At 55.3% G+C, this 24,018-nt stretch carries 23 protein-coding genes and 3 tRNA genes; 9 read left to right on the plus strand and 17 right to left on the minus strand.

The genetic code is table 11. The annotated features are described in order from the left end of the window. Nucleotides 1-153: 153 nt before the first annotated feature. Nucleotides 154-1,821, plus strand: a complete 1,668-nt coding sequence (gene ettA / locus ACSIPU_RS18875) for an energy-dependent translational throttle protein EttA (protein WP_004108448.1) — start codon at nucleotides 154-156, stop codon at nucleotides 1,819-1,821. 189 nt (nucleotides 1,822-2,010) lie between these two features. On the opposite strand, the gene nadR is transcribed toward ettA, so the two are convergent. The 3 genes from nadR to serB are packed head-to-tail and all read right to left on the minus strand — an operon-like array spanning nucleotide 2,011 to nucleotide 5,628. Next, complete coding sequence (gene nadR, locus ACSIPU_RS18880; RefSeq protein WP_004108450.1) at nucleotides 2,011-3,243, minus strand: multifunctional transcriptional regulator/nicotinamide-nucleotide adenylyltransferase/ribosylnicotinamide kinase NadR; 1,233 nt, start codon at nucleotides 3,241-3,243, stop codon at nucleotides 2,011-2,013. Between the two features lie 21 nt (nucleotides 3,244-3,264). Beyond that, nucleotides 3,265-4,647: a DNA repair protein RadA gene (radA, locus tag ACSIPU_RS18885; RefSeq protein WP_004110386.1), complete on the minus strand. Its 1,383-nt coding sequence runs from the start codon at nucleotides 4,645-4,647 to the stop codon at nucleotides 3,265-3,267. A gap of 9 nt (nucleotides 4,648-4,656) precedes the next feature. Further along, entirely contained in the window at nucleotides 4,657-5,628 is a 972-nt protein-coding gene (gene serB / locus ACSIPU_RS18890; protein ID WP_004108454.1) for a phosphoserine phosphatase, read from the minus strand. A gap of 104 nt (nucleotides 5,629-5,732) precedes the next feature. Between serB and ACSIPU_RS18895 the strand changes: the two genes are divergently transcribed. Together ACSIPU_RS18895 and lplA are read left to right on the plus strand one after the other, a co-directional pair. Further along, nucleotides 5,733-6,374 (plus strand): YtjB family periplasmic protein, encoded by a 642-nt coding sequence (locus ACSIPU_RS18895; protein ID WP_004108456.1) that lies wholly within the window; start codon nucleotides 5,733-5,735, stop codon nucleotides 6,372-6,374. Nucleotides 6,375-6,384: 10 nt separating this feature from the next. Beyond that, a complete protein-coding gene (gene lplA, locus ACSIPU_RS18900; protein WP_032728933.1) occupies nucleotides 6,385-7,401 on the plus strand; it encodes a lipoate--protein ligase LplA in 1,017 nt (338 codons plus the stop codon). A gap of 54 nt (nucleotides 7,402-7,455) precedes the next feature. On the opposite strand, the gene deoD is transcribed toward lplA, so the two are convergent. The 13 genes from deoD to ACSIPU_RS18965 form a co-directional block, all read right to left on the minus strand. Continuing rightward, the gene (gene deoD, locus ACSIPU_RS18905) at nucleotides 7,456-8,178 is read right to left on the minus strand and encodes a purine-nucleoside phosphorylase (RefSeq protein WP_004108460.1); all 723 of its coding nucleotides are present in this window, start codon (nucleotides 8,176-8,178) and stop codon (nucleotides 7,456-7,458) included. Nucleotides 8,179-8,271: 93 nt separating this feature from the next. Continuing rightward, entirely contained in the window at nucleotides 8,272-9,495 is a 1,224-nt protein-coding gene (gene deoB, locus ACSIPU_RS18910; RefSeq protein ID WP_004108462.1) for a phosphopentomutase, read from the minus strand. A 52-nt stretch (nucleotides 9,496-9,547) separates the two neighbouring features. Then, nucleotides 9,548-10,870 (minus strand): thymidine phosphorylase, encoded by a 1,323-nt coding sequence (deoA, locus tag ACSIPU_RS18915; RefSeq protein WP_004108464.1) that lies wholly within the window; start codon nucleotides 10,868-10,870, stop codon nucleotides 9,548-9,550. A gap of 78 nt (nucleotides 10,871-10,948) precedes the next feature. Continuing rightward, on the minus strand, nucleotides 10,949-11,728 hold the full coding sequence (gene deoC, locus ACSIPU_RS18920; RefSeq protein ID WP_004098396.1) for a deoxyribose-phosphate aldolase: 780 nt from the start codon (nucleotides 11,726-11,728) through the stop codon (nucleotides 10,949-10,951). Between the two features lie 414 nt (nucleotides 11,729-12,142). Further along, nucleotides 12,143-13,420, minus strand: coding sequence for a NupC/NupG family nucleoside CNT transporter (locus tag ACSIPU_RS18925; protein ID WP_004108467.1), 1,278 nt, complete (start codon nucleotides 13,418-13,420; stop codon nucleotides 12,143-12,145). A 145-nt stretch (nucleotides 13,421-13,565) separates the two neighbouring features. Next, a complete protein-coding gene (locus tag ACSIPU_RS18930; RefSeq protein ID WP_032728864.1) occupies nucleotides 13,566-14,345 on the minus strand; it encodes a metal-dependent hydrolase in 780 nt (259 codons plus the stop codon). Next, a complete protein-coding gene (locus ACSIPU_RS18935; RefSeq protein ID WP_004108471.1) occupies nucleotides 14,342-15,415 on the minus strand; it encodes a patatin-like phospholipase family protein in 1,074 nt (357 codons plus the stop codon). Before ACSIPU_RS18935 ends, ACSIPU_RS18930 begins: the two co-directional genes overlap by 4 nt. Before the next feature lie 120 nt (nucleotides 15,416-15,535). Continuing rightward, nucleotides 15,536-15,697 (minus strand): DUF1328 domain-containing protein, encoded by a 162-nt coding sequence (locus ACSIPU_RS18940; RefSeq protein WP_003856556.1) that lies wholly within the window; start codon nucleotides 15,695-15,697, stop codon nucleotides 15,536-15,538. Between the two features lie 124 nt (nucleotides 15,698-15,821). Then, complete coding sequence (gene osmY / locus ACSIPU_RS18945; RefSeq protein WP_004108473.1) at nucleotides 15,822-16,433, minus strand: molecular chaperone OsmY; 612 nt, start codon at nucleotides 16,431-16,433, stop codon at nucleotides 15,822-15,824. A gap of 217 nt (nucleotides 16,434-16,650) precedes the next feature. Continuing rightward, nucleotides 16,651-18,240 (minus strand): peptide chain release factor 3, encoded by a 1,590-nt coding sequence (gene prfC, locus ACSIPU_RS18950; RefSeq protein WP_004108474.1) that lies wholly within the window; start codon nucleotides 18,238-18,240, stop codon nucleotides 16,651-16,653. Between the two features lie 92 nt (nucleotides 18,241-18,332). Then, complete coding sequence (gene yjjG / locus ACSIPU_RS18955) at nucleotides 18,333-19,010, minus strand: pyrimidine 5'-nucleotidase (RefSeq protein ID WP_017145041.1); 678 nt, start codon at nucleotides 19,008-19,010, stop codon at nucleotides 18,333-18,335. A gap of 14 nt (nucleotides 19,011-19,024) precedes the next feature. Continuing rightward, nucleotides 19,025-19,471, minus strand: a complete 447-nt coding sequence (rimI, locus tag ACSIPU_RS18960; protein ID WP_004108475.1) for a ribosomal protein S18-alanine N-acetyltransferase — start codon at nucleotides 19,469-19,471, stop codon at nucleotides 19,025-19,027. Further along, the gene (locus ACSIPU_RS18965; protein WP_017145042.1) at nucleotides 19,440-19,853 is read right to left on the minus strand and encodes a DNA polymerase III subunit psi; all 414 of its coding nucleotides are present in this window, start codon (nucleotides 19,851-19,853) and stop codon (nucleotides 19,440-19,442) included. The genes rimI and ACSIPU_RS18965 overlap by 32 nt, the downstream gene beginning before the upstream one ends. 158 nt (nucleotides 19,854-20,011) lie before the next feature. Here ACSIPU_RS18965 and rsmC point away from each other — a divergent pair, with 158 nt between their 5' ends. The 4 genes from rsmC (at nucleotide 20,012) to ACSIPU_RS18985 (ending at nucleotide 21,527) form a co-directional block, all read left to right on the plus strand. Next, nucleotides 20,012-21,040: a 16S rRNA (guanine(1207)-N(2))-methyltransferase RsmC gene (rsmC, locus tag ACSIPU_RS18970; RefSeq protein ID WP_032728863.1), complete on the plus strand. Its 1,029-nt coding sequence runs from the start codon at nucleotides 20,012-20,014 to the stop codon at nucleotides 21,038-21,040. A gap of 167 nt (nucleotides 21,041-21,207) precedes the next feature. Next, a tRNA-Leu gene (locus tag ACSIPU_RS18975) sits at nucleotides 21,208-21,294 on the plus strand. A 28-nt stretch (nucleotides 21,295-21,322) separates the two neighbouring features. After that, nucleotides 21,323-21,409 (plus strand) — tRNA-Leu (locus tag ACSIPU_RS18980). 31 nt (nucleotides 21,410-21,440) lie between these two features. Beyond that, a tRNA-Leu gene (locus ACSIPU_RS18985) sits at nucleotides 21,441-21,527 on the plus strand. A gap of 19 nt (nucleotides 21,528-21,546) precedes the next feature. Here the strand turns inward: ACSIPU_RS18985 and ACSIPU_RS18990 are convergent. Beyond that, nucleotides 21,547-21,786 (minus strand): DUF1435 domain-containing protein, encoded by a 240-nt coding sequence (locus ACSIPU_RS18990; RefSeq protein ID WP_004110371.1) that lies wholly within the window; start codon nucleotides 21,784-21,786, stop codon nucleotides 21,547-21,549. 262 nt (nucleotides 21,787-22,048) lie between these two features. Between ACSIPU_RS18990 and ACSIPU_RS18995 the strand changes: the two genes are divergently transcribed. Next, nucleotides 22,049-23,095 carry a GGDEF domain-containing protein gene (locus tag ACSIPU_RS18995; RefSeq protein ID WP_004110370.1) on the plus strand — a complete coding sequence of 349 codons (1,047 nt, stop codon included), beginning with the start codon at nucleotides 22,049-22,051 and terminating at the stop codon, nucleotides 23,093-23,095. A 110-nt stretch (nucleotides 23,096-23,205) separates the two neighbouring features. Further along, nucleotides 23,206-23,994, plus strand: a complete 789-nt coding sequence (gene fhuF / locus ACSIPU_RS19000) for a siderophore-iron reductase FhuF (RefSeq protein ID WP_004108480.1) — start codon at nucleotides 23,206-23,208, stop codon at nucleotides 23,992-23,994. Nucleotides 23,995-24,018 lie beyond the last annotated feature (24 nt).

Consider the following 24,018-nt stretch of genomic DNA (forward strand, 5'->3'; position numbering starts at 1 on the left):
ATATGCTAATCAGACAACGCGAATCGCGCCACGTCCCGGACATTTTTTTACTCTTTTGTGAAACCCATCGCCTCGCTGGGATTAAAGCGCGAAAAAGGCTACACTTCGCCTTTGAAAACTATCTATCATTATAAATGAGAGGCGAAGTCCAACGTGGCTCAATTCGTTTATACCATGCATCGTGTCGGCAAAGTGGTTCCGCCGAAACGTCATATTCTGAAAAATATCTCCCTGAGCTTCTTCCCTGGCGCAAAAATCGGTGTTCTCGGTCTGAACGGCGCCGGTAAGTCTACCCTGCTACGCATCATGGCCGGCATTGATACCGATATCGAAGGCGAAGCTCGTCCGCAGCCGGGCCTGAAAATCGGCTATCTGCCGCAGGAGCCGCAGCTCAATCCAGAGCAGACCGTACGTGAGTCGGTTGAAGAGGCGGTGGCCGAAGTGGTCAATGCGCTGAAAGGTCTGGACGAGGTGTACGCGAAGTACGCTGAGCCGGATGCCGACTTCGACAAGCTCGCCGCTCAGCAGGGCAAGTTTGAAGAGATTATCCAGGCGCACGACGGCCATAACCTGAACGTGCAGCTGGAGCGCGCCGCAGATGCCCTGCGTCTGCCGGACTGGGACGCGAAAATCGCCAATCTCTCCGGGGGTGAACGCCGCCGCGTCGCGCTGTGCCGTCTGCTGCTCGAAAAGCCAGACATGCTGCTGCTCGACGAACCGACTAACCACCTGGATGCGGAATCCGTAGCGTGGCTGGAACGTTTCCTTCACGACTTCGAAGGTACCGTGGTGGCGATTACCCACGACCGTTACTTCCTCGACAACGTGGCCGGCTGGATCCTTGAGCTTGACCGCGGCGAAGGTATTCCGTGGGAAGGTAACTACTCCTCCTGGCTGGAGCAGAAAGACCAGCGTCTGGCGCAGGAAGCTTCTCAGGAAGCGGCGCGTCGTAAGTCAATCGAGAAAGAGCTGGAGTGGGTCCGTCAGGGCGCGAAGGGCCGTCAGTCTAAGGGTAAGGCCCGTCTGGCGCGCTTTGAAGAGCTTAACAACGTCGAGTATCAGAAACGTAACGAAACCAACGAACTGTTTATTCCGCCAGGCCCGCGTCTGGGGGATAAAGTCGTGGAAGTCAGCAATCTGCGTAAGTCCTACGGCGACCGCGTGCTGATTGACGATCTGAGCTTCTCAGTACCGAAGGGCGCTATCGTCGGCATCATCGGTCCTAACGGCGCGGGTAAATCGACCCTGTTCCGCATGATGTCCGGTCAGGAACAGCCTGACGCCGGTTCTATCACCCTGGGTGAAACCGTCAAGCTGGCCTCCGTCGATCAGTTCCGCGACGCTATGGACAACAGCAAAACCGTGTGGGAAGAAGTTTCCGGCGGGCTGGATATCATGAAGATCGGCAACACCGAGATGCCGAGCCGCGCCTACGTGGGCCGCTTTAACTTCAAAGGCGTTGACCAGGGCAAGCGCGTTGGCGAATTGTCCGGCGGTGAGCGCGGTCGTCTGCACCTGGCGAAGCTGCTGCAGGTTGGCGGTAACGTCCTGCTGCTCGATGAACCGACCAACGACCTGGATATCGAAACCCTGCGCGCGCTGGAAAACGCCCTGCTGGAGTTCCCGGGCTGCGCGATGGTTATCTCGCACGACCGCTGGTTCCTCGACCGCATCGCGACCCACATTCTGGACTACCAGGATGAAGGTAAGGTGGAGTTCTTCGAAGGTAACTTTACCGAATACGAAGAGTATAAGAAACGCACCCTCGGCGCCGATGCGCTGGAGCCGAAGCGTATCAAGTACAAACGTATTGCGAAATAAGAGCATAAGGGCAACGCAGGTTGCCCTTTTTAATATTTGTCACTCTCCCGCCGGGAGAGTGTTGTAGCCCGGCTCAGGCATTCATGCCGCCAGCCGGGAAACCAACTGCAATACCGCTTCAGCCATTTCCCCGGCTCACGCTGCGCTTAGACGGGCCAGGGATTCATGCGGCATCAGGCCGCAGAAGGCCTATCCCTGCTCGCCCATCATCTCTTTCACCAGCTCAACGCAGCGCAGGAAGCGGGCGTCGTAATCAGCCTCTTTCACATGCACAAAATCTATCTCGTTCTCCCTGAGCAGCGACACCAGCAGCGACTGGAACTCTTTGCGGTCTACGGAGCTGCCAAGGCTTCGCAAGCCATCGGCTACCCACGGCGTGTTGTTTTCCAGCAGAATGACCAGGTCGAAGCGATACTCATCGATCAGCGCCTGAACAAAGGGATGTTCCCGCCCTTCATACTTCAAACAAAACGCCTGAGTACTGACAAAGTCAGTATCGATAAATGCCACTTTATTGGCATATTTTACTGCAAAATCAATATACTGCGCATGACCAAGAGCGATTTTGTCATAGTCGGAATATTGCAGCGCCATCTCATCGCCGCCGAGGTGCGAAAAGACGTAGTCGCGGCCATACTCCCAGGCGCTGGTGGTATTAAAGATATTGGAAAGCTTATTCACCAGCGTCGACTTCCCGCTCGACTCACCGCCGAGGATCGCCACCGTGCGTACGAAAAAGGGCTTCACTTCGGTAGGAATATATTCCCAGTAACGGAACGGATTCTCACGAATCTGCCCGCCGCTGATGTTCATAAAGGTGCGTTTAGGATCGATAAGAACGGTTTCAATCCCCAGATGATCCAGATACTGCGGCGCGTCGCCCTCTTCCGAGGTGTAGATCCAGTTAGGCTCAATGCCCTTCTCGCTCATAAAGGCGCGGATCCCGCGGCTCCAGACGTCCCAGCCGTGCGGATAAGGCTCCATTCCCTCTTCATTGAAGGCGTGGATGCGGATATTTTTTTGATATTTGAACGTTTGCAGCAGCCAGCGCAGGCGGTCAGGCACGGTTGGCTGCTGCGACATCGCGCTCTTTTCAAACAGCTCGCGATCGCGGGGATCGTCGTAGCCCATAATGATATGCAGCTCATCGACCTGGCTACAGGCGCGCTGAATCAAGTAGATGTGCCCGGTGTGCAGCGGGTAAAACTTACCAAATACCACGCCAACGCTTTTTTGCCGACGTGGAAACTCCAGCCCGAGAAACCGGTGCAACGCTTCGAGCTTTTGCGCGCTGGGGCTTTTAATTTTGGCGTTCAGCAGTTGGCTCAGGTAGCCTTTTGTCATTCCGCTGGCGTCCGCCACCTGCTGTAGCGTACAGCCCTTCTGCTTTATGGCGCTTTTTAAATAGTCAAATGACGACATGGCGAGTCTCCTTTTAACTTATTATAAGTCGTCAAAGACGCTTAGCGCGTCCGCAAGCTTTTTCACGCCAAAGATTTGCATCCCTTCCGGCACTTTTTTCGGCACATTCGCGGCCGGAACAATCGCCCGACGAAAACCATGCTTAGCCGCTTCGGAAATACGCTCCTGGCCGCTCGGCACCGGGCGAATTTCGCCCGCCAGACCCACTTCGCCGAAAACCACCAGGTCCTGCGGCAGAGGACGGTCGCGCAGGCTGGAAACCATCGCCAGCAGCAGCGCCAGGTCGGCGCTGGTTTCGGTGACCTTCACACCGCCAACAACGTTGACGAACACGTCCTGGTCAGCCATCTGCAGACCACCGTGACGATGCAGTACCGCCAGCAGGATCGCCAGACGGTTCTGCTCCAGCCCCACCGCCACGCGGCGCGGGTTGGACATCATCGAGTGATCGACCAGCGCCTGGATCTCCACCAGCAGCGGTCGGGTACCTTCCCAGACCACCATTACCGAACTGCCCGAAGTCACTTCGTCACCGCGGCTCAGGAAGATAGCCGAGGGGTTGCTCACTTCACGTAGCCCCTGCTCGGTCATAGCGAATACGCCCAGCTCGTTGACCGCGCCGAAGCGGTTTTTATGGCTGCGCAAGGTGCGAAAACGAGAATCGGCGTCGCCGTCGAGCAGCACGGAGCAGTCAATACAGTGCTCCAGCACTTTCGGCCCGGCCAGCGAGCCGTCTTTGGTCACGTGGCCGACCATGACGATCGCCACGCCGCGCGTCTTGGCAAAGCGCGTTAAATAGGCCGCCGTTTCGCGCACCTGAGCCACGCTGCCCGGCGACGACTGCACGTCGGCCATATGCATCACCTGGATGGAGTCGATAACCATCAGCTGCGGCTTTTCTTCGTCGGCAATCTGGCAAATCTGCTCAATGCTGGTTTCTGACAGCATATTCAGGTTGGCGGTGGGCAGACCTAAGCGGTGAGCGCGCATCGCCACCTGCTGAAGCGACTCTTCCCCGGTGACGTAGAGCGTTTTCATGCCTTCGGAGAGCTTACACAGGGTTTGCAGCAGCAGCGTCGACTTGCCCGCGCCGGGGTTACCGCCGATCAGAATCGCGCTTCCCGGCACCACGCCGCCGCCGAGCACGCGGTCAAATTCTTTAAATCCGGTCGAAAAGCGCGGCAGCGCTTCGAGGCTGATATCAGAGAGCTTTTGCACCTTCGATACGCCGGCATTACCGGCGTAACCTGACAGGCGTTCGTTTCTTGCCACCTGCGGCGAAGCGGCAATGCGCATCTCGGTTATGGTATTCCAGGCATGACAGGCGCTGCACTGCCCCTGCCAGCGCGGATAATCCGCACCGCATTCATTACAGACAAATGCGCGTTTTGGAGCTTTCGCCACGTTAACCTCTTACTTTTGATTCATGCTGCCGGAGAGAATACAGAATACCCCCATCAGGTCAGCGTGGCGGATTGTCACTTCCGCCAGTTCATTCACTTTGGGCTTAGCATGATAGGCGATGCCGAGTCCTGCCGCTTTAATCATCGGCAGATCGTTTGCGCCATCGCCAATAGCGACGGTTTGCGCCGGCGGGATTTCATACTTTTCCGCCAGTTTACGCAGCGTACTGGCTTTATATTTCGCATCGACGATATCGCCGATGACGTTGCCGGTCAGCTTACCGTCCATGATCTCCAGTTCGTTGGCGAACACCGCGTCGAGATGCAGCTTGTCGCGCAAATACTCGGCAAAGAAGGTGAAGCCGCCGGAGGCGATCGCCACCTTCCAGCCGAGCGTTTCCAGCTTCAGCACCAGCTGGGTCAGCCCCGGCATCAGCGGCAGCGTTTCACGCACCTGCAGAAGAATGTTGGCATCGGCATCTTTCAGCGTCGCTACCCGCTGACGCAGGCTGGCGGTGAAATCAAGTTCGCCGCGCATCGCGCGCTCGGTCACTTCAGAGACCAGCTCGCCGGTACCAGCCAGTTTGGCGATTTCATCAATGCACTCGATCTGAATCGCCGTCGAGTCCATATCCATAACCAGCAGGCCCGGCGTGCGTAAATGCGGGATTTTCCCCAGCGGCGCGACGTCAAACCCGGCCTCATGGGCCAGACGGGTCGCTCGTAGCGTTAACGAACCAGCCAGACGAATCACCTGATAGTCGTCAACCGCCCAGGAGGCAACAATTACCAGGGCCGCCCCCAGCTCCCGTTGCCATTCGGTCAGACGACGCTTGTTGAGACCGCGACCATACAGCAGCCAGCCGCTACGTCCGGCATGATAATCCAACGGCATAACCTCATCACCGCTCAGGGAAAGCGGCAATCCAGGCCACTGGGAAACATCTTCAGGCAGGTCGCACCAGGTCAAACTGTTTGGCATCACGGCTCCACATAACTTCATTCAGGCGAGGAAAATAACGCATGAGGCTACCTTGTAACCAGCGCTTCTGGCAACATTAAGCTGCAAATTTTCAAAGGTGGAATATGGTACGCGCAAAACTTAAATTCCGGCTGCATCGCGCGGTGATAGTTCTGATCTGTCTCGCACTCCTCGTCGCCCTTATGCAGGGCGCTTCGTGGTTTAGCCAGAACAGTCAGAAGCAGCGCAATCCGCAGCTGGAAGAACTGGCCCGCACGCTCGCCCAGCAGGTCACGCTGAACCTGGCGCCGCTGATGCACAGCGAAACGCCCGACGAAAAGCGAATTAGCCAGCTGCTGGACCAGCTTACCCATAAAAGCCGGATCCTCGACGCCGGCGTGTATGACGAACAGGGTGACCTGGTGGCGCGTTCCGGCGAAAGCGTCGAGGTACGCGATCGGCTGGCGCTGGACGGGAAAAAAGCGGGCGGCTACTTCAACCAGCAAATCGTTGAGCCTGTTCAGGGTAAAAATGGGCCGCTCGGCTACCTGCGCCTGACGCTGGATACCCACACGTTAGCCACCGAAGCGCAACAGGTCGATAATACCACCAATATCCTGCGTCTGATGCTGCTGCTATCTCTGGCCATCGGCGTCGTCCTGACGCGCACCCTGCTGCAGGGAAAACGTACCCGCTGGCAGCAATCGCCTTTCCTGCTTACCGCCAATAAGCCGGTGCAGGATGAAGATAAAGATGAATCAGAATAAGGAAATCGCTATGCCCACGCTGCGCCTGCTGCTCTCTGACTCTTACGACCCCTGGTTCAATCTGGCGGTTGAGGAGTCCATTTTTCGCCAGATGCCCGCAACTCAACGGGTGCTGTTTCTGTGGCGCAACGCCGATACGGTGGTCATTGGCCGCGCACAAAACCCGTGGAAAGAGTGCAACACCCGACGTATGGAAGAAGACAACGTGCGCCTGGCGCGTCGCAGCAGCGGCGGCGGCGCGGTATTCCACGATCTGGGCAATACCTGCTTTACCTTTATGGCCGGAAAGCCAGAGTACGATAAAACCGTTTCCACGAATATCGTCCTGACGGCGCTGAATTCGCTGGGCGTCACGGCGGAAGCCTCAGGCCGTAACGATCTGGTCGTAAAAACCGCTGAAGGCGACCGAAAAGTCTCCGGCTCCGCCTATCGCGAAACGATGGATCGCGGCTTTCACCACGGAACGCTGCTGCTGAACGCCGATTTAAACCGTCTGGCCAACTACCTCAATCCCGATAAGAAAAAGCTGCAGGCTAAAGGCATTACCTCCGTACGCGGGCGCGTAGCCAATCTGGTCGAGCTGCTACCGGGCATTACCCATCAGCAGGTCTGCGAGGCGATCCAGGAGGCGTTTTTCGCCCATTACGGCGAACGCGTCACTGCAGAAGTGATCTCCCCGGAGAAAATGCCGGACCTGCCGAATTTTGCCGCGACCTTTGCTCGCCAGAGCAGCTGGGAGTGGAACTTTGGCCAGGCACCGGCTTTCAGCCATCTGCTGGACGAACGTTTTACCTGGGGCGGCGTAGAGCTCCATTTCGACGTCGAAAAAGGCCATATCACGCGCACTCAGGTCTTTACCGACAGCCTTAACCCGGCACCGCTGGAAGCGCTTGCCGCCCGACTGCAGGGCTGCCCGTACCGCGCGGATATGCTGCAGCAGGAGTGCGAGGCTTTATTCGTTGATTTCCCGGAGCAGGAGAAAGAGCTGCGTGAGCTGTCGGCGTGGATTGCCGGCGCGGTACGCTAACGTGCGGTCAGATCACGTCGCCCCTCTCCCATAGGGAGAGGGAGGAAGAGATGATTACTCTTTATCGCCCAGCAGAACGGATTCCAGCGCGATTTTGATCATATCGTTGAAGGTCGTCTGGCGTTCAGCAGCCGTGGTCTGCTCGTGGGTACGGATGTGGTCAGATACGGTGCAGATGGTCAGCGCTTTCGCGCCGAATTCCGCCGCGACGCCGTAGATCCCGGCCGCTTCCATTTCCACGCCCAGAATGCCGTATTTTTCCATTACGTCGAACATCTCACCGCCGTCCGGCGCATAAAACAGATCAGCAGAGAAGATGTTGCCCACGCGAGCGTCAACGCCCAGCGCTTTTGCCGCGTCAACCGCGTTACGCACCATGCCAAAGTCGGCAATCGCCGCAAAGTCGTGGTCTTTGAAACGCATACGGTTAACTTTAGAGTCGGTGCAGGCGCCCATGCCGATAACCACGTCGCGCAGTTTAACGTCCATACGCACCGCGCCGCAGGAGCCTACGCGAATGATTTTTTTGACGCCGAAGTCGGTGATCAGCTCTTTCGCATAAATGGAGCAGGAGGGGATACCCATACCGTGACCCATAACGGAAATTTTGCGGCCTTTATAGGTACCGGTGAAGCCCAGCATACCGCGGACGTTGTTTACTTCACGGATATCTTCAAGGAAAGTTTCGGCAATGTGCTTCGCGCGCAGCGGGTCGCCAGGCATCAGCACAACGTCAGCGAAATCGCCCATTTCTGCGTTAATGTGTGGAGTAGCCATCGTTAAATCCTTCTGAATGTTATACCTGATGGCGGCTACGCCTAATCAGGCTGACAAAAAAGGCCCGGTGAGCGTGACTCACCGGGCAAAAAATCACAGCATGTTTTTGCCGTATTCCATCGGAGACGTACCGAAGTACGTTGCCAGAGTCTGGCCGATATCGGCGAAGGTTTCGCGGTGACCCAGCGAACCCGGCTTCACTTTCGGGCCATAAATCAGTACCGGAATATGTTCGCGGGTATGGTCAGTACCGGTCCAGGTCGGGTCGCAGCCGTGGTCAGCGGTCAGGATCAGAATGTCATCTTCCCCTACCAGTTCCATCAGCTCCGGCAGACGGCGATCGAACAGCTCCAGACCCGCAGCATAGCCAGCAACATCTCGGCGGTGGCCCCAGGAAGAGTCGAAGTCCACGAAGTTGGTGAAGACGATGGTTTCGTCCCCCGCTTCTTTCATCTCTTTAATGGTGGCGTCAAACAGCGCATCCAGACCGGTCGCCTTCACTTTTTTAGTAATGCCGCAGTTGGCATAGATGTCGGCGATTTTACCGACCGAAACCACCTGCCCTTTTTTCTCGTCAACCAGCTTCTGTAGCACCGTCGGTGCCGGCGGCTCAACGGCCAGATCGTGGCGGTTACCGGTGCGCTGGAAGTGACCGGCTTTGTCGCCGATAAACGGACGCGCAATAACGCGGCCGATGTTGTAGCCGCCTTCGGTCAGCTCTTCACGCGCGATTTCGCACAGTTCGTACAGCTTATCGAGACCAAAGGTCTCTTCATGGCAGGCAATCTGGAACACCGAGTCAGCAGAGGTATAGAAAATCGGCTTGCCGGTTTTCATATGCTCTTCGCCCAGTTGATCGAGGATAACGGTACCGGAAGAGTGGCAGTTGCCGAGGTAGCCCGGCAGATTTGCGCGCTTAACCAGTTTATCAAGCAGCTCCTGCGGGAAGCTGTTTTCATGCTCAGGAAAGTAGCCCCAGTCAAACAGAACCGGCACGCCGGCGATTTCCCAGTGGCCTGACGGGGTGTCTTTGCCGGAAGAGAGCTCATGCGCCCATGCGTAAGCGCCGATAACTTCCGCGTTGCCGTCCATACCGGCTGCAACTTTACCGGTAGAACCTTCATGGGCCTTAACCAGCCCCAGGCGGGTCAGATTAGGCAAATTGAGCGGACCTTTACGGCCGTTGTCAGCCTCGCCTTTGGCACAAGCTTCTGCAATATGGCCCATGGTGTCTGAACCGACGTCGCCAAAGCGTTCAGCGTCTTCAGTCGCACCGATGCCGAATGAGTCCAGCACCATAATAAATGCACGTTTCATATTATTCTCCGTACCTTTTGCGCTGCAAAAAAGCGATCAGATCAGTATATAACTATTCGGTGATACGACGATAGACTGTCGGCGTAATTTCAGGCGCTTTATCGTCAAGTTTTATGGCCGCTTTCACTGCTTTGGCCGCTTCCTGCCAGCTGTTCTCATCTTTCGCATGGATAACCGCCAGCGGCTGCTGCGTATCAATGCGCGCGCCGAGGGGAACCATGTCGGTGAAGCCGACGCTGTAATCAATTAGATCTGCAGCCTGACGGCGACCGCCGCCCATAGAGACCACCGCCATGCCCAGCGCGCGAGTGTCCATTTCGGCAACAAATCCTTCGCCTTCGGCGTAGACCGCTTTGCTTAGCATCGCGCCCGGCAGGTATTTATCGTAGTTTTCCACGAAATCGCCAGGGCCTTTTTGCGCCGCCACCATCCGGCCAAAGACTTCTGCGGCTTTACCGTTATCAAGCACCGCCTGAAGCTTAGCCCGCGCATCGGCATCGTTCTCCGCCAGCTTGCCGGAAATCAGCATCTCAACGCAGAGCGCCATCGTCACCTCAAGCAGCCGCGGATTGCGGTACTCGCCGGTGAGGAACTGCACGGCTTCCCGCACTTCCACCGCATTACCGGCGCTGGAAGCCAGCACCTGGTTCATATCGGTCAACAGGGCTGTCGTCCGCACGCCGGCGCCATTAGCAACGCCGACGATCGCTTCGGCCAGCGCGGCGGAAAGCTCATAAGTGGGCATAAAGGCGCCGCTGCCGACTTTGACATCCATCACCAGCGCGTCCAGCCCTTCCGCCAGCTTCTTGGCGAGAATCGAGGCGGTGATCAGCGGGATAGAGTCCACCGTCGCGGTGATATCACGCGTGGCGTAAAAACGTTTGTCCGCCGGTGCCAGAGAGCTGGTCTGCCCGATAATCGCGACGCCGACATCTTTAATGATTTCACGGAAGCGGCTATCGTCCGGGAAGATATCGAAACCGGGGATCGCTTCCAGCTTGTCCAGCGTACCGCCGGTATGACCGAGTCCGCGGCCGGAGATCATCGGTACATAGCCGCCGCAGGCAGCGACCATCGGCCCCAGCATCAGGGAAGTCACATCGCCTACGCCGCCGGTAGAGTGTTTATCGACAATTGGGCCGTTAAGATTAAGGCTCTTCCAGTCGAGGACGGTTCCTGAATCCCGCATCGCCATGGTCAGCGAAACGCGTTCCGGCATAGACATATCGTGGAAAAAAATGGTCATCGCCAGCGCGGCGATCTGCCCTTCAGAGATGGTGTTATCGCGGATACCGTTAATGAAAAAACGAATTTCTTCATCGCTCAGCGCATGACCATCACGTTTTTTACGAATAATTTCTTGTGCGAGAAACAAGATTACCTCCCGAGGAAAGAGTCAAAGACTAACCTCAGGCCGGACGACATCCGGCCTTAAGGTCAGACAAATTACGTATTAGTAGCTGCTGGCGCTCTTACCATCGCCGTGACCCAACGCTTTCAGCAGGCTTGCCAGCAGGCTGGAAGCGCCGAAGCGATAGTGGCGAGAATCGGCCCAGTCGGCCCCGAACAGCTCATCAGCAATGGCGAGGAACTTTTGCGCGTCTTCCGCGCTGCGCACGCCGCCTGCCGGTTTGAAGCCAACGCTCTGCTGAACACCCATATCGCGGATGACTTCCAGCATAATGCGCGCGCTTTCCGGGGTCGCATTCACCGGAACTTTACCGGTCGACGTTTTGATAAAATCAGCGCCGGCTTTGATGGAAATTTCAGACGCTTTACGAATCAGCGCTTCTTCTTTCAGCTCGCCGGTTTCGATAATGACTTTCAGCAGCACGTTTGCTGCCGCGCAGGCTTCTTTACAGGCTTTGACCAGGTCAAAACCCACCTGTTCGTTGCCCGCAATCAGCGCGCGATAAGGGAAGACGACGTCGACTTCATCCGCGCCGTAGGCAATCGCCGCGCGGGTTTCCGCCAGCGCAATATCGATATCATCGTTACCGTGCGGGAAGTTGGTCACCGTCGCAATGCGGATATCCGGGGTTCCCTGTTCGTTCAGCGTTTTGCGCGCGATCGGGATAAAGCGCGGGTAGATACACACTGCGGCGGTATTCCCTACCGGTGTTTTGGCCTGATGACACAACGCGATCACTTTCTCATTAGTGTCGTCATCATTCAGGGTGGTCAGGTCCATCAGTTTCAACGCGCGCAGGCTGCTGGCAGTTAAATCAGTCATTTCATACTCCGACGGCGTATTGCCGGTTAAAAGTTTGTTCACCTTGCGAGTCTGTTACTATTGTAACATTGCCTCGCCGCCACACTTCGATATACATCACAGTTAATGAAAACTAATTGCCAATTTGCATTGCTGTGACGTGATTTAAATCACACTAAATAGCCAAGCCCGGGCTTCATGAGCGTACAGCACTTTATAAGCATAAACAGCAAGCTCCGGCCCGACGGAATGTTATTATTATAACATATCCGAACGCGACAACTCGATATCAGCAGGGTCATTTTGTGCGAACAACGGCGAAAAAGAGCACTAACGATGGAAAAACAGAGCGTTGCAGGATGATGGAATTTTAACAATTGTGATAAAAATACCGGCGGCAGCGCCGCCACCGGTATTTTCTCGCTGAAGGACGCGTTATAGCGCGAGGAAGACGCCTGCGATGGTGGCGCTCATCAGATTTGAGAGCGTACCCGCCGCCACCGCCCGCATGCCCAGCTGTGCGATTTCCTGGCGGCGATTGGGCGCCATACCGCCTAAACCGCCAATCAGAATGGCAATGGATGACAGGTTGGCAAAACCGCAAAGGGCAAAGGAGATAATGGCCTTAGTGTGGGTTGAAATGACCTGCAAACCTGCGGCAGCCACCTCGGCGTCGGCTTTCAGATATTCGCCGAAATTCATATAGGCTACAAACTCATTGATGATCAGCTTCTGGCCGATAAATGAGCCGGCCACGGTGGCTTCACTCCATGGAACGCCAATCACCCACGCCAGCGGCGAGAAGACCCAGCCGAGAATCATTTGCAGCGACAGATCCGGGTAGTTAAACCAGCCGCCCACGCCGGAGAGGATCCCGTTAACCAGCGCAATCAGCGCGATAAACGCCAGCAGCATCGCGCCAACGTTAAGCGCCAGCTGCATCCCCGAAGCTGCCCCGGATGCGGCAGCATCCAGTACGTTTGCCGGCGCTTCCGGATCGGCGTCATTTTTTTCCAGCGCCGGGCTATCTTGCGGCTGCTCGGTTTCCGGCACGATAATTTTCGCAAACAGCAGGCCGCCCGGTGCCGCCATAAATGAAGCGGCAATCAGATATTCTAACGGTACGCCCATCTGGGCATAACCGGCCAGAACGGAGCCTGCGACCGAAGCCAGGCCCCCGCACATCACCGCAAATAGCTCAGAGCGCGTCATGGTGGCGATGTAAGGACGCACGACCAGCGGCGCTTCGGTCTGGCCAACAAAAATATTCGCCGTGGCAGAGAGCGATTCCGTGCGCGAGGTTTTCAGTACCGCGCGCAGCGCCCCGCCGAGTATGCGGATCACAAACTGCATAATGCCCAGGTAATAAAGCACGGCGATCAGCGATGAGAAGAAGACAATGACCGGCAGGACGCGCAGGGCAAAAACAAACCCGCCGCCGCCGAAGACCTCAAACATCTTGTCGGAAACCAGACCGCCGAAAATAAAGCCGATCCCTTCATTGCCGTAAGCAATCACGTTGGCAACGCCGTTAGACATGGCCAGCAGCGCCGTGCGCCCGGCCGGCACGTAGAGAATTAACGCGCCGATCCCCACCTGGATAATCCAGGCGCCGAGGACGGTGCGCAGGTTGATGGCTTTTCGATTACTGGAGAGGAGCACTGCGATGGCTAACAGCACCACCATGCCGATAAGTCCCATGATAATTTGCATACAGAATCCCTGTGTATTGATAGTTCAGCGTAAAACCCCGCGATTATAACGGCATGGAACCATCACGCTCATCACAGCTCACACATTTTAGGCAAAACAATGAGATAAAAAGGCAGGAATGAGACACAAGTCACTCAATAAAAGGTTATAAAATAGCAAAAACCTCTTTTGTATTACAAAACATGGTATTAGCTATCTCTTCAGCAGGCTCAGAGCGTAGCTCACATAAGGCGGTGAAGACGCGAGCCGCTTGCTCAGGCCTGTTCGGCTGCCCCTGGAAACCGTTTAACGGCATATCCGGCGCATCGGTCTCCAGTAACAGCGCAGAAAGTGGTAGCTGCGCCATCACATCGCGGGTCTTGCTGGCGCGCGGGTAGGTAATGGTACCGCCAACGCCGATTTTATAGCCCAGCTGGACAAAACGTTCGGCTTGCTGAAGACTACCGGCAAAACCGTGCACCACGCCGGTACGCGGTAAAGCGTGCTTTTTTAGCAGCATCGCCAGCTTGTCATGAGTGCGTCTGGAGTGGAGGATGACCGGCAAGTCGTAGCGTTTCGCCAGACGCAACTGCGCCTCCAGGAGAGAAATCTGGCGCTCGAACTGCGGATCTTCGCGATAGAGATCGAGGCCAATTTCCCCAACCGCGATCAGCTTAGCATCGCGTTTCGCCAGGCAGGCTTCAAGCCGCGCCAGACTCTCTTCTTCATGCCGCTCAATTACTATCGGATGAAGCCCCAGGGCCGCGTAGAGCGGAGCATACTGCGCCGCAAGCCCTAATACGCGGGCAAAGTTATCCGCTTCCGTCGCCGGTACGATGATTTGCCTCACGCCAGCCTGAGCCGCTCGGGCAATACTGGCAGTTTCGTCGCCGGTGAAAGGAGGGAAATCGAAGTGACAGTGGGTATCAATCAATCGCAAGGTCACGCGAGGTCCTCATTATCAAAGCTGGCATCATTGGCCTGCTCAGCCGCGATGACCGGAACCTGAGGGATCTCGTTGGCCACGGGCGCCGGCGGGATAACCACCGTTTTCGGTACCGCAATGCGTGGCGCATGACGCAGCAAAGGAGGCCTGTCGGCCAGCAGTTTACCGACCGTAGCGAGGAAATAGCGCCCGCACTGGCGCCCGGTTTTGTAGTCTTCCAGTAAAGCAGGAAGACGGCTGCCTAACGCCATACTTTTCAATGGCTTCTGTGGATATATTTCCAGAATTCTCAGCTTACCCGGCGGCTTCTCAATGAACTCTTGCGTGGAGCGATAGGTGGTTTCGTGGTGCTGTACCAGATTCACAAACGGCTGCAGGCTACTTTCGCCAAGCCAGCGCTCCATCCGTTTAAACCACTGCGGGGTGTAGTACATCTGCGAAGGCACGGTGCGGATCACTACAATTGTTTGCGCGCCCCGACGGGCGGCCTCCTGCACCGGGATCGCATCGCTGACGCCGCCGTCCAGATAGCTCACCCCATCCAGCATAACGCCGCTGCGGTAAAAACCGGGAATCGCGCTGGAGGCGCGAATCAGATCGAGCCAGGTTTGCTGGGTAGGGGAAAAGTAGTTGGGCGTATAATCATCGCCGCGGCAGGCGCACATCCAGAACTCTTTACCCTGAGCAAAACGGTCTTCAGCATAAGCCATCGCCAGCGGCATTTTTTTGGCGGTGCTGTCGACCAGCCAGTCGAGATCGATGAGGTTGCCTCCGCGGACAAAACGCATCGGGTCGAAAAACTCGCGGGCGGTGGTGTAGCGGGTGATCACCTTGCGGGCATAGCCGGGCTGGTTGCACAGATAGGCCGAGAGATTTTGCGCCCCGGCAGAGGTGCCAAACAGCATATCGAACGGGTTAAATCCCGCGCGCATAAATTCGTCCAGCACCCCGGCGGTAAAAATGCCCCTCTGTCCCCCACCTTCGCACACCAGCGCAAGCCTGCCCGGCTGGAAGGGTTTAACAGATAACGGCGTAATGTTGCCCAACGTCACGGGAATTCGCTGCCCCACCCTGCTTTCCTGTCTGGCTTATTATAAAAACAAAGGTAACGCAATTTTTAACGCCCTGAAACAGAGAAAGCCAGTCTCATTGACTGGCTTTATGTAAGACGGTATTTCACTGATTAACGTCTAGGGACGTCGACGGCCGGTGAACAGGCTGACCAGGAACAGAATAATACCGACAACAAAGACAATTTTAGCAGCCCAGGCAGCGGTACCTGCCAGGCCACCAAAACCCAGAGCGGCGGCAATTAAAGCGATCACCAGAAAAATAATGCCCCATCTAAACATACGTCTCTCCTTACCATAGTTAATGACGGTCGATTTTCTGCGCACTCAGGCCGCGCATACACAACCCTGTGGTGCTACACATCCTGCGGAAAGACCGCAGAATAAATTCTTTTAATGAATGGATTTATTTAACGCTAAGATCGTTCTTCACGCTTTTGACGCCGGAAACGGCTTTAGCAATGCCTTCAGCACGTTCCGACTGCTTGCTGGACTCGACCGTGCCGGATAAATGTACGACGCCATCGGTGGTCTCAACTTTCACGTTACGCGACGGGACGATATCGTCAGCCAGTAATTTAGCTTTGATCTCGCTGGTCACCGCGGTATCGCCCGCGTAGCCCTTCAGCGACGCTGATTTTTCGTTCTGCACGCTAAGCTTGTCGTTTACCGAGCTCACGCCTTCAACGGCTTTAGCTACGCTAAGCGCTTGTTTATGCTGCTCTGAACTATCAACTGTACCGCTTAACGTGACGACTTTATTTTCCGTTTTCACCGAGATATCGGTGCTGCGAATATCCTTATGATCGATCAGCGCCGCTTTCACCCTGGCGGTGATGGTGCTGTCGTCCATAAAGTTTCCGACTTTGTTCATCGAATTATCAACGGCTTGACCGGCATTGCTGGCTGCAGATTTTGCGCTGTCTACGGTCGAGTTTTCTGCATACGCCGAAGCGCTGATTATTGCTGAGCCCAGGAAGAGGGCCAGGAGTGTCTTGCCGCTCTTAAGTCTTGTCATCGTCGTTCCTCGTTATATCTAAGCAGGTAAAGCAAAATAAGTAGTCTATTAAGCCAGGATTCCAAAAATTACTTATTAAATGTAGTAGATACACGGAAGAGTGCGGCATGAACGGGTAAAAAAGCAGGCAAAACGGTAAGAATTAAGAACTTTCCAGATAGGGGCTTCTGAAAGAAAAACGACGTGGAGCGCGGCGAAAACCGCGCTCCGGAGAGGATTAATGCTCGCGAGTTTTGCGGAACTGGACGTCAGGATAACGCTCCTGCGTCAGGTTCAGGTTAACCATGGTCGGGGCGATGTAGGTCAGATTATCGCCGCCATCGAGCGCCAGCTGAATTTCGTTCTTACGCTTAAACTCTTCGAATTTCTTCGCGTCGCTGCATTCCACCCAGCGGGCGGTGGCGACGTTGACCGACTCGTAGATCGCCTCAACGTTGTATTCGCTCTTCAGGCGAGCGACGACGACGTCAAACTGCAGTACCCCCACCGCGCCGACGATCAGATCGTTATTGGCGATCGGACGGAACACCTGCACCGCGCCTTCTTCAGAAAGCTGAACCAGACCCTTCAGCAGCTGTTTCTGCTTGAGCGGATCTTTCAGGCGAATGCGGCGGAACAGTTCCGGGGCGAAGTTCGGGATACCGGTGAACTTCATCATTTCACCCTGGGTGAAGGTATCGCCAATCTGGATGGTGCCGTGGTTATGCAGACCCAGGATATCGCCCGGATACGCTTCTTCCACATGCGAACGGTCGCCGGCCATGAAGGTCAGCGCGTCGGAGATCACCACATCCTTGCCGATACGCACCTGGCGCATCTTCATGCCCTTCTCGTACTTACCGGAAACCACGCGCATAAAGGCCACGCGGTCGCGGTGTTTCGGGTCCATGTTGGCCTGAATTTTAAAGACAAAGCCGGTGAACTTCTCTTCCGAGGCTTCCACGGTGCGGGTATCGGTTTTACGCGGCATCGGCGCAGGCGCCCACTCCACTAAACCGTCCAGCATATGGTCAACGCCGAAGTTACCCAGCGCGGTTCCGAAGAATACCGGCGTAATTTCGCCCGCCAGGAACAGATCTTTATCAAATTCGTTAGACGCGCCCTGCACCAGCTCCAGCTCGTCGCGCAGCTGCTGCGCCAGGTCTTCGCCCACCGCCGCGTCCAGATCCGGGTTATTTAACCCTTTAACGATGCGCACTTCCTGGATAGTGTGACCTTTACCGGTCTGGTAGAGATAGGTTTCATCTTTATAGAGGTGGTAAACGCCCTTGAACAGCTTGCCGCAGCCAATGGGCCAGGTGATCGGCGCGCAGCCGATTTTCAGCTCGTTTTCCACTTCATCCAGCAGCTCCATCGGGTCGCGGATGTCACGGTCAAGTTTGTTCATAAACGTCAGGATCGGCGTATCGCGCAGACGGGTGACTTCCATCAGCTTACGGGTACGATCCTCGACGCCTTTCGCGGCATCGATAACCATCAGACAGCAGTCCACCGCCGTCAGCGTACGATAGGTATCTTCGGAGAAGTCTTCGTGCCCCGGAGTATCCAGCAGATTGACCAGACAGTCGTGATACGGGAACTGCATTACGGAAGTGGTAATGGAGATACCGCGCTGCTTTTCCATTTCCATCCAGTCAGACTTCGCATGCTGACTGGAGCCGCGGCCTTTTACCGTACCGGCGGTCTGGATAGCCTGTCCGAATAACAGCACCTTTTCAGTAATGGTCGTTTTACCGGCATCCGGGTGAGAAATAATGGCAAAAGTGCGGCGCTTGGCCACCTCCTGCAAATAAGGAGACAACGTCATAATTCAATCTTCTTAGTAAACGCGGCAATGCGCCGCGCATGTTGAATACGAAAAAATTGCGGCTATTTTACCCATCAATGGGGGGGAGGCAATCAGTGTTTACACAGGAGTTGCTCCAGTTCGCTTAAAGAGGTGACCGTCCAGTCCGCGCGGAGGTCGGCAGGCAGCTCGCGTTGATGAGGGTTAAACCAGCAGGTGGCCAGGCCGGCATTCACGCCGCCGCGAATATCAGATTCCGCCGTATCACCCACCATCAGCACCCGTGAACGATCGGGGTTACCCGCCTGCGCCAGGGCATAATCAAAGATGCGCGTATCCGGTTTAGCGACCCCAACCTCTTCGGAAATAATCAGTAAATCAAAATGATCGCGTAACCCGGTACGTTCAAGACGCGTCTGCTGTAGCGAGGTAAAACCGTTGGTGATGATGCCCATTTTCACCTTACCCTGCAGCGAATCCAGCAGCGACACCGCGCCCGGCAGCGGCGAGCAGATCTCCGCCATCGCGTTCATAAACGCGGCGTTCAGCTCACCAGGAGGGACGTTCAGGCGCTCCGCCCAACCGTCAAAGCGCTGATGCTGCAGTTGAAGAGAAGTGATAGCGCCGTTCTGATAATCCACCCACAGCGGCTTATTCACGGCCTGGTAGTCCTGAAAATCCTCTGCGGAGAAGGTCACGCTATAGTCGAGAAACATCCGCTGTAGGCCGCTAAACGAGTCAAACGTAAATAACGTTTCATCGGCATCAAAGAAAATCCAGTCCCACTTCATCGTATCACCTTGTCTTACATACTGATTGGCAGTGCCATAATAATGGCGTCCTCACGTCCGTCGACCGTGGGGTAATAGTTGCGGCGAATCGTCGCCTCGTTAAAGCCTAAGCTTTCATAGAGCGCGATGGCGGCGACGTTAGACGCGCGCACCTCCAGCCACAGCGTGACGACGCCGCGTTTTTCTACTTCATCAATCACCTGCTCCAGCAGCGCTCTGCCCAGACCACGACGCTGAAAAGCGGGATCGACGGCGATATTAAACAGCGTCGCCTCGTCGAGCACGATTTGCGTAATAGCAAAGGCCGCCATCTCCCCGTCTACGGACAGCTGAAGATTCAGATAGCGATCGCCCTGATTGCTGGCAAACGTCTGCTCGCTCCAGGGGAAAGCGTGGGCGCGCGTTTCAATTTGCCAGGCCCGTGGCAAATCAGCCGCGTTGAGGGTAGAAATCGTGTTCATGTGAGCAGATCTGTTGCCAGAGCGCCATGCGAGCAGGCGTACTGGTCTGAAGTTCATCGAAAGCGGGCGTGGATAGCTGCGCGCCCGCCAGCATCAGCGGCGTGTCCGTACCCAGCCGCCAGCTATTACAGCGTGCGTCCTGAGGCAACATCGCCACGCGCTCAGGCGTCAACTGCATTACCTGCTCCGGCGTCAGGGACAGCGTGCGCAGAATATCGCGGATAAGCGGTTCGGTCAGCGATGGCGGTTCTTCCGCCACCATCACCAGACGAATGTGTCCAGGAAGCGAGATAGCGATTTCACCCTGTAACGCCCCAGGACGACGCAGCGACCACTGGGTAATACCCAGCTGCTGTAATTGCCAGTCTCGTCGGGATGTCATAGCGAAACACTCCTGTTAATTAAGCGCGCAATATAGCAAATACGTCGTATTTGCGCCAACAAACTACGCGGCGGCCGGAGCGTATCCCGCCGCCAACAAAGAGGCAGGCTGAAAGATAACGTGTATAATCGGCGCCAGTCTTAATGAAGGAGTGTTTCATGTCCGCTTTTACCCCGGCAAGTGAAGTCTTGCTGCGCCACAGTGATGATTTCGAGTCCGCCCGCGTTCTGTTTGCCGGTGACCTGCAGGATGACCTGCCCGCTCGTCTGGATACGGCTGCCAGCCGCGCCCATACCCAGCAGTTTCACCACTGGCAGGTACTGAGCCGCCAGATGGGTGAAAACGCCCGTTTTAGCCTGGTCGCGGAAGCCAGCGATGTTGCCGATTGCGATACGCTGATCTACTACTGGCCAAAAAACAAACCCGAAGCTCAGTTTCAGCTGATGAATCTGCTTTCCCTGATGCCGGTCGGTATTGATATTTTCGTGGTTGGCGAAAACCGCAGCGGCGTGCGCAGCGCCGAGCAGATGCTGGCGGAATATGCGCCGCTGACTAAAGTCGACAGCGCGCGCCGCTGTGGTCTCTATCACGGTCGTCTGGAAAAACAGCCGGCCTTCGATCCCGAGCAGTTCTGGGGCGAGTATCCGCTGGAAAATCTGACGATTAAAACGCTGCCGGGCGTCTTCAGCCGCGATGGCCTGGATATTGGTAGCCAGCTGCTGCTTTCAACCCTGACGCCGCACACCAAAGGTAAAATATTGGACGTCGGCTGCGGCGCCGGCGTGCTGGCAACCGTGCTGGCCAGCCACTCGCCTAAAGTCCGCTTATCCTTATGCGACGTCAGCGCCCCGGCAGTTGAAGCCAGCCGCGCCACGCTCGCCGCTAACGGTATCGAAGGGGAAGTATTCGCCAGCAATGTATTTTCTGAAGTGAACGGCCGCTTCGATATGATTATCTCCAATCCGCCTTTCCACGATGGTCTGCAGACCAGCCTGGAAGCCGCTCAGACCCTGATTCGCGGCGCCGTTCGGCATTTGAACAGCGGCGGAGAGCTACGCATCGTCGCCAACGCCTTCTTGCCCTATCCGAATGTGCTGGATGAGATCTTCGGCTTCCATGAAGTGATTGCCCAGACGGGCCGCTTTAAGGTTTACCGGACGGTGATGACGCGTCAGGCCAGGAAATAGTCCCGCGTTTTTTCGGCGACAGCAGACGCTCGTCGCCGAACTTTACCCTCTCAGTCGCCCATTTTTGCAACAATCAATCCAACTGATACAATTAACTATTGACGAATAGCTGAAAACCACTAGAATGCGCCTCCGTGGTAACGATACTTTTATAGTGTCGATGGTATGCGAAGGTGGCGGAATTGGTAGACGCGCTAGCTTCAGGTGTTAGTGTCCTTACGGACGTGGGGGTTCAAGTCCCCCCCCTCGCACCATAATCCACGTTGATATTGCTCGCACTGGGCGAAGGTGGCGGAATTGGTAGACGCGCTAGCTTCAGGTGTTAGTGTTCTTACGGACGTGGGGGTTCAAGTCCCCCCCCTCGCACCAACGAGGCGATATCAAAAATTAAGAATACTGTGCGAAGGTGGCGGAATTGGTAGACGCGCTAGCTTCAGGTGTTAGTGTCCTTACGGACGTGGGGGTTCAAGTCCCCCCCCTCGCACCAATATTCTTACCCTTCTGCTTTATCCCATCAGCCTCAAATTCAGCAATATCAGCATTATTCCACCGATCAGCGCCACGCATGATGGCAGCAAAACAAAATGCCGTAGCTGCCGGTGCCAAATCATCATCGCTGACATCAGCATTCCCAAAGTGACCAATCCACGCCAGGCATCTACCGACAAATCGGCAAACCCGAGGGCGGCAAGCACTACGCCAGGGATCAACACGCCCCATCCACTCCCTAAAGTTCGCTGCAACATGATTTCGCCTCTCACAACGATAATGATAACCAATACCATATGATAATTTTTATCATTTGTCATCCAGGGAAAATAGCGCATCCTTATTCTTTACGTTTGCGGTAATGACATACATTCATGAAGGTGATAAATTAAACAAAATAATTTATATATTAAATTGTCTGATTATTTCGTAAAAACCTTATTTTACGCACTGTTTTTTATTATTCATTCCAACCTCACATCACTTTGAATTTTAACGATTAATAATGACAACTCCGACATGACTGCACAATCCTGGCGATCCCATTACGAACAGAAATATCAGTATTCCTTACGGCTATTTTTACTGCTTAATTTGGTTTCATCCTTTTTATCTCTGGTCAGCCCGCTCTTTACCGTCATTACATTTACCCCACCTTGCTTTTTGATCGTGGCCTGCAGCGCGGTTCTGCTGCTATGGCACTGGAAATTCGCCCAGCACAAAATAAATATTCCGCTTATTTCACTGATATTTGGTCTGCTGTGGGCATGGCATGTAGCCCTAAAAGCAATGGTGATGGGCCCCCCACATTTTAACTACCTGGTCATCGCGTTATTAAGCGTGCTATTTATCGGCACCATTGCTTTTTCCAGCAATATCATTGCCTTTACGTTGCACTCGCTACCCACCTACGTGACCTGCCTGTTTCTCGGCGGAGGCGAACAGTGGTTGCGCATGTCCTGGTGCTTTGTGTTGCCGATTGCAGGGATCGCCCTGCAAAGCCTGATGCAAAAACGCAGCGATGTTTTCACCCAGGGCCTCATGGATAAACTGTTGAAAGAACGTAATACCCTTAACGATCTCAGCATGTTGGATCCTCTCACCGGCTTGTATAACCGTCGGGGCTTACAAAATCGTCTGGACACCATTCTTTCTTTGGATAGTAGCGAGCATTACGTCCTGCTGCTGGATATTGATCATTTCAAAGCCTATAACGACCACTATGGGCATATGATGGGCGACCAGGCCTTAATTCAGGTCTCCGCAGCCATTCGTAACGCCGTGCGCTCGCGCGATATTGTGGCCCGCTTTGGCGGCGAAGAGTTTATGGTGCTCTTGACCAGCAGTAGTGCGGAAAACGCCCTTCAGGCCGCGGAGCGAATCAGGCAGCGGGTCTACGATCTGAAAATCCCGCATATGTTCAATGAAAGCGTCGCGACCAATGTCACCATTAGTATCGGCATGACGCCGCTCGTAGATGCCGATATCGATAGCGCCCTGAAACGAGCGGATAACGCGCTCTATGAAGCCAAAAATATGGGGCGAAACATTATTCTCGCCAGCTAACCCCTGTATCGCGCAGCAGGGTGTCATCAGGCGGACAAATCGCTTGCCAAGCTGGCGCCCCGGCATTAACATCGGAAATCATTATCATTTAGATTTGTATCTGGCGCGCAATGGCTTACCGTTCACTTGCATTCAATAATGACCTCATCTGGCGGGCCCCGCTGCCTTCGGCTGAGCGCGAACTGGCGAATGCATTACATGACAAGATCGCTGCGCTACGTCCCCATCTGCTTGATTTTCTGAGACTAAATGAAGAAGCCCCCCATCATGCGCTGACGCTTACAGAGTGGTCGCAGCCCGCAATGCTAAGTTCCCTGTTGGCGACCTGGTCCGACCATATTTATCGTAACCAGCCGGGGAAACCCCGTGAGCAGAAACCGCTGCTTTCCCTGTGGGCACAGTGGTACATCGGTTTGCTGGTTCCGCCATTAATGCTGGCGCTGTTGAGTGAAGAGCGCGCCCTTAGCCTGGCGCCGGAGCATTTTCGCGTCGAGTTTCACGAAACCGGCCGTGCGGCCCGTTTCTGGATTGAGGTACATTCGGCGGGCGCCTCGCCGGAACAATCTGCGCAATCAAGGATGGAAAAGCTGATCGCTACGGCTCTCCAACCTGTCGTTCAGGCGCTTGAAGCCACGGGTGATATCAATGGCAAACTTATCTGGAGCAATACGGGTTACCTGATCAACTGGTATCTGGGTGAAATGAAAACCCTGCTCGGAGATGAAAAAATTGCCGCTCTGCGTCAGCACTGCTTCTTCGAAAAACAGTTTTCTGATGGCCAGGATAATCCGCTCTGGCGTACGGTCGTTTTGCGGGAAGGGCAGCTCGTCCGTCGAACCTGCTGCCAGCGCTATCGCCTGCCGGATGTTCAGCAGTGCGGGGACTGCACGTTGAAATAAACAATTGTTAAAAACGGGCGGCTA

This window comes from Klebsiella sp. HN106, assembly GCF_051209435.1.
Taxonomy (GTDB): Bacteria; Pseudomonadota; Gammaproteobacteria; order Enterobacterales; family Enterobacteriaceae; genus Klebsiella; species Klebsiella oxytoca.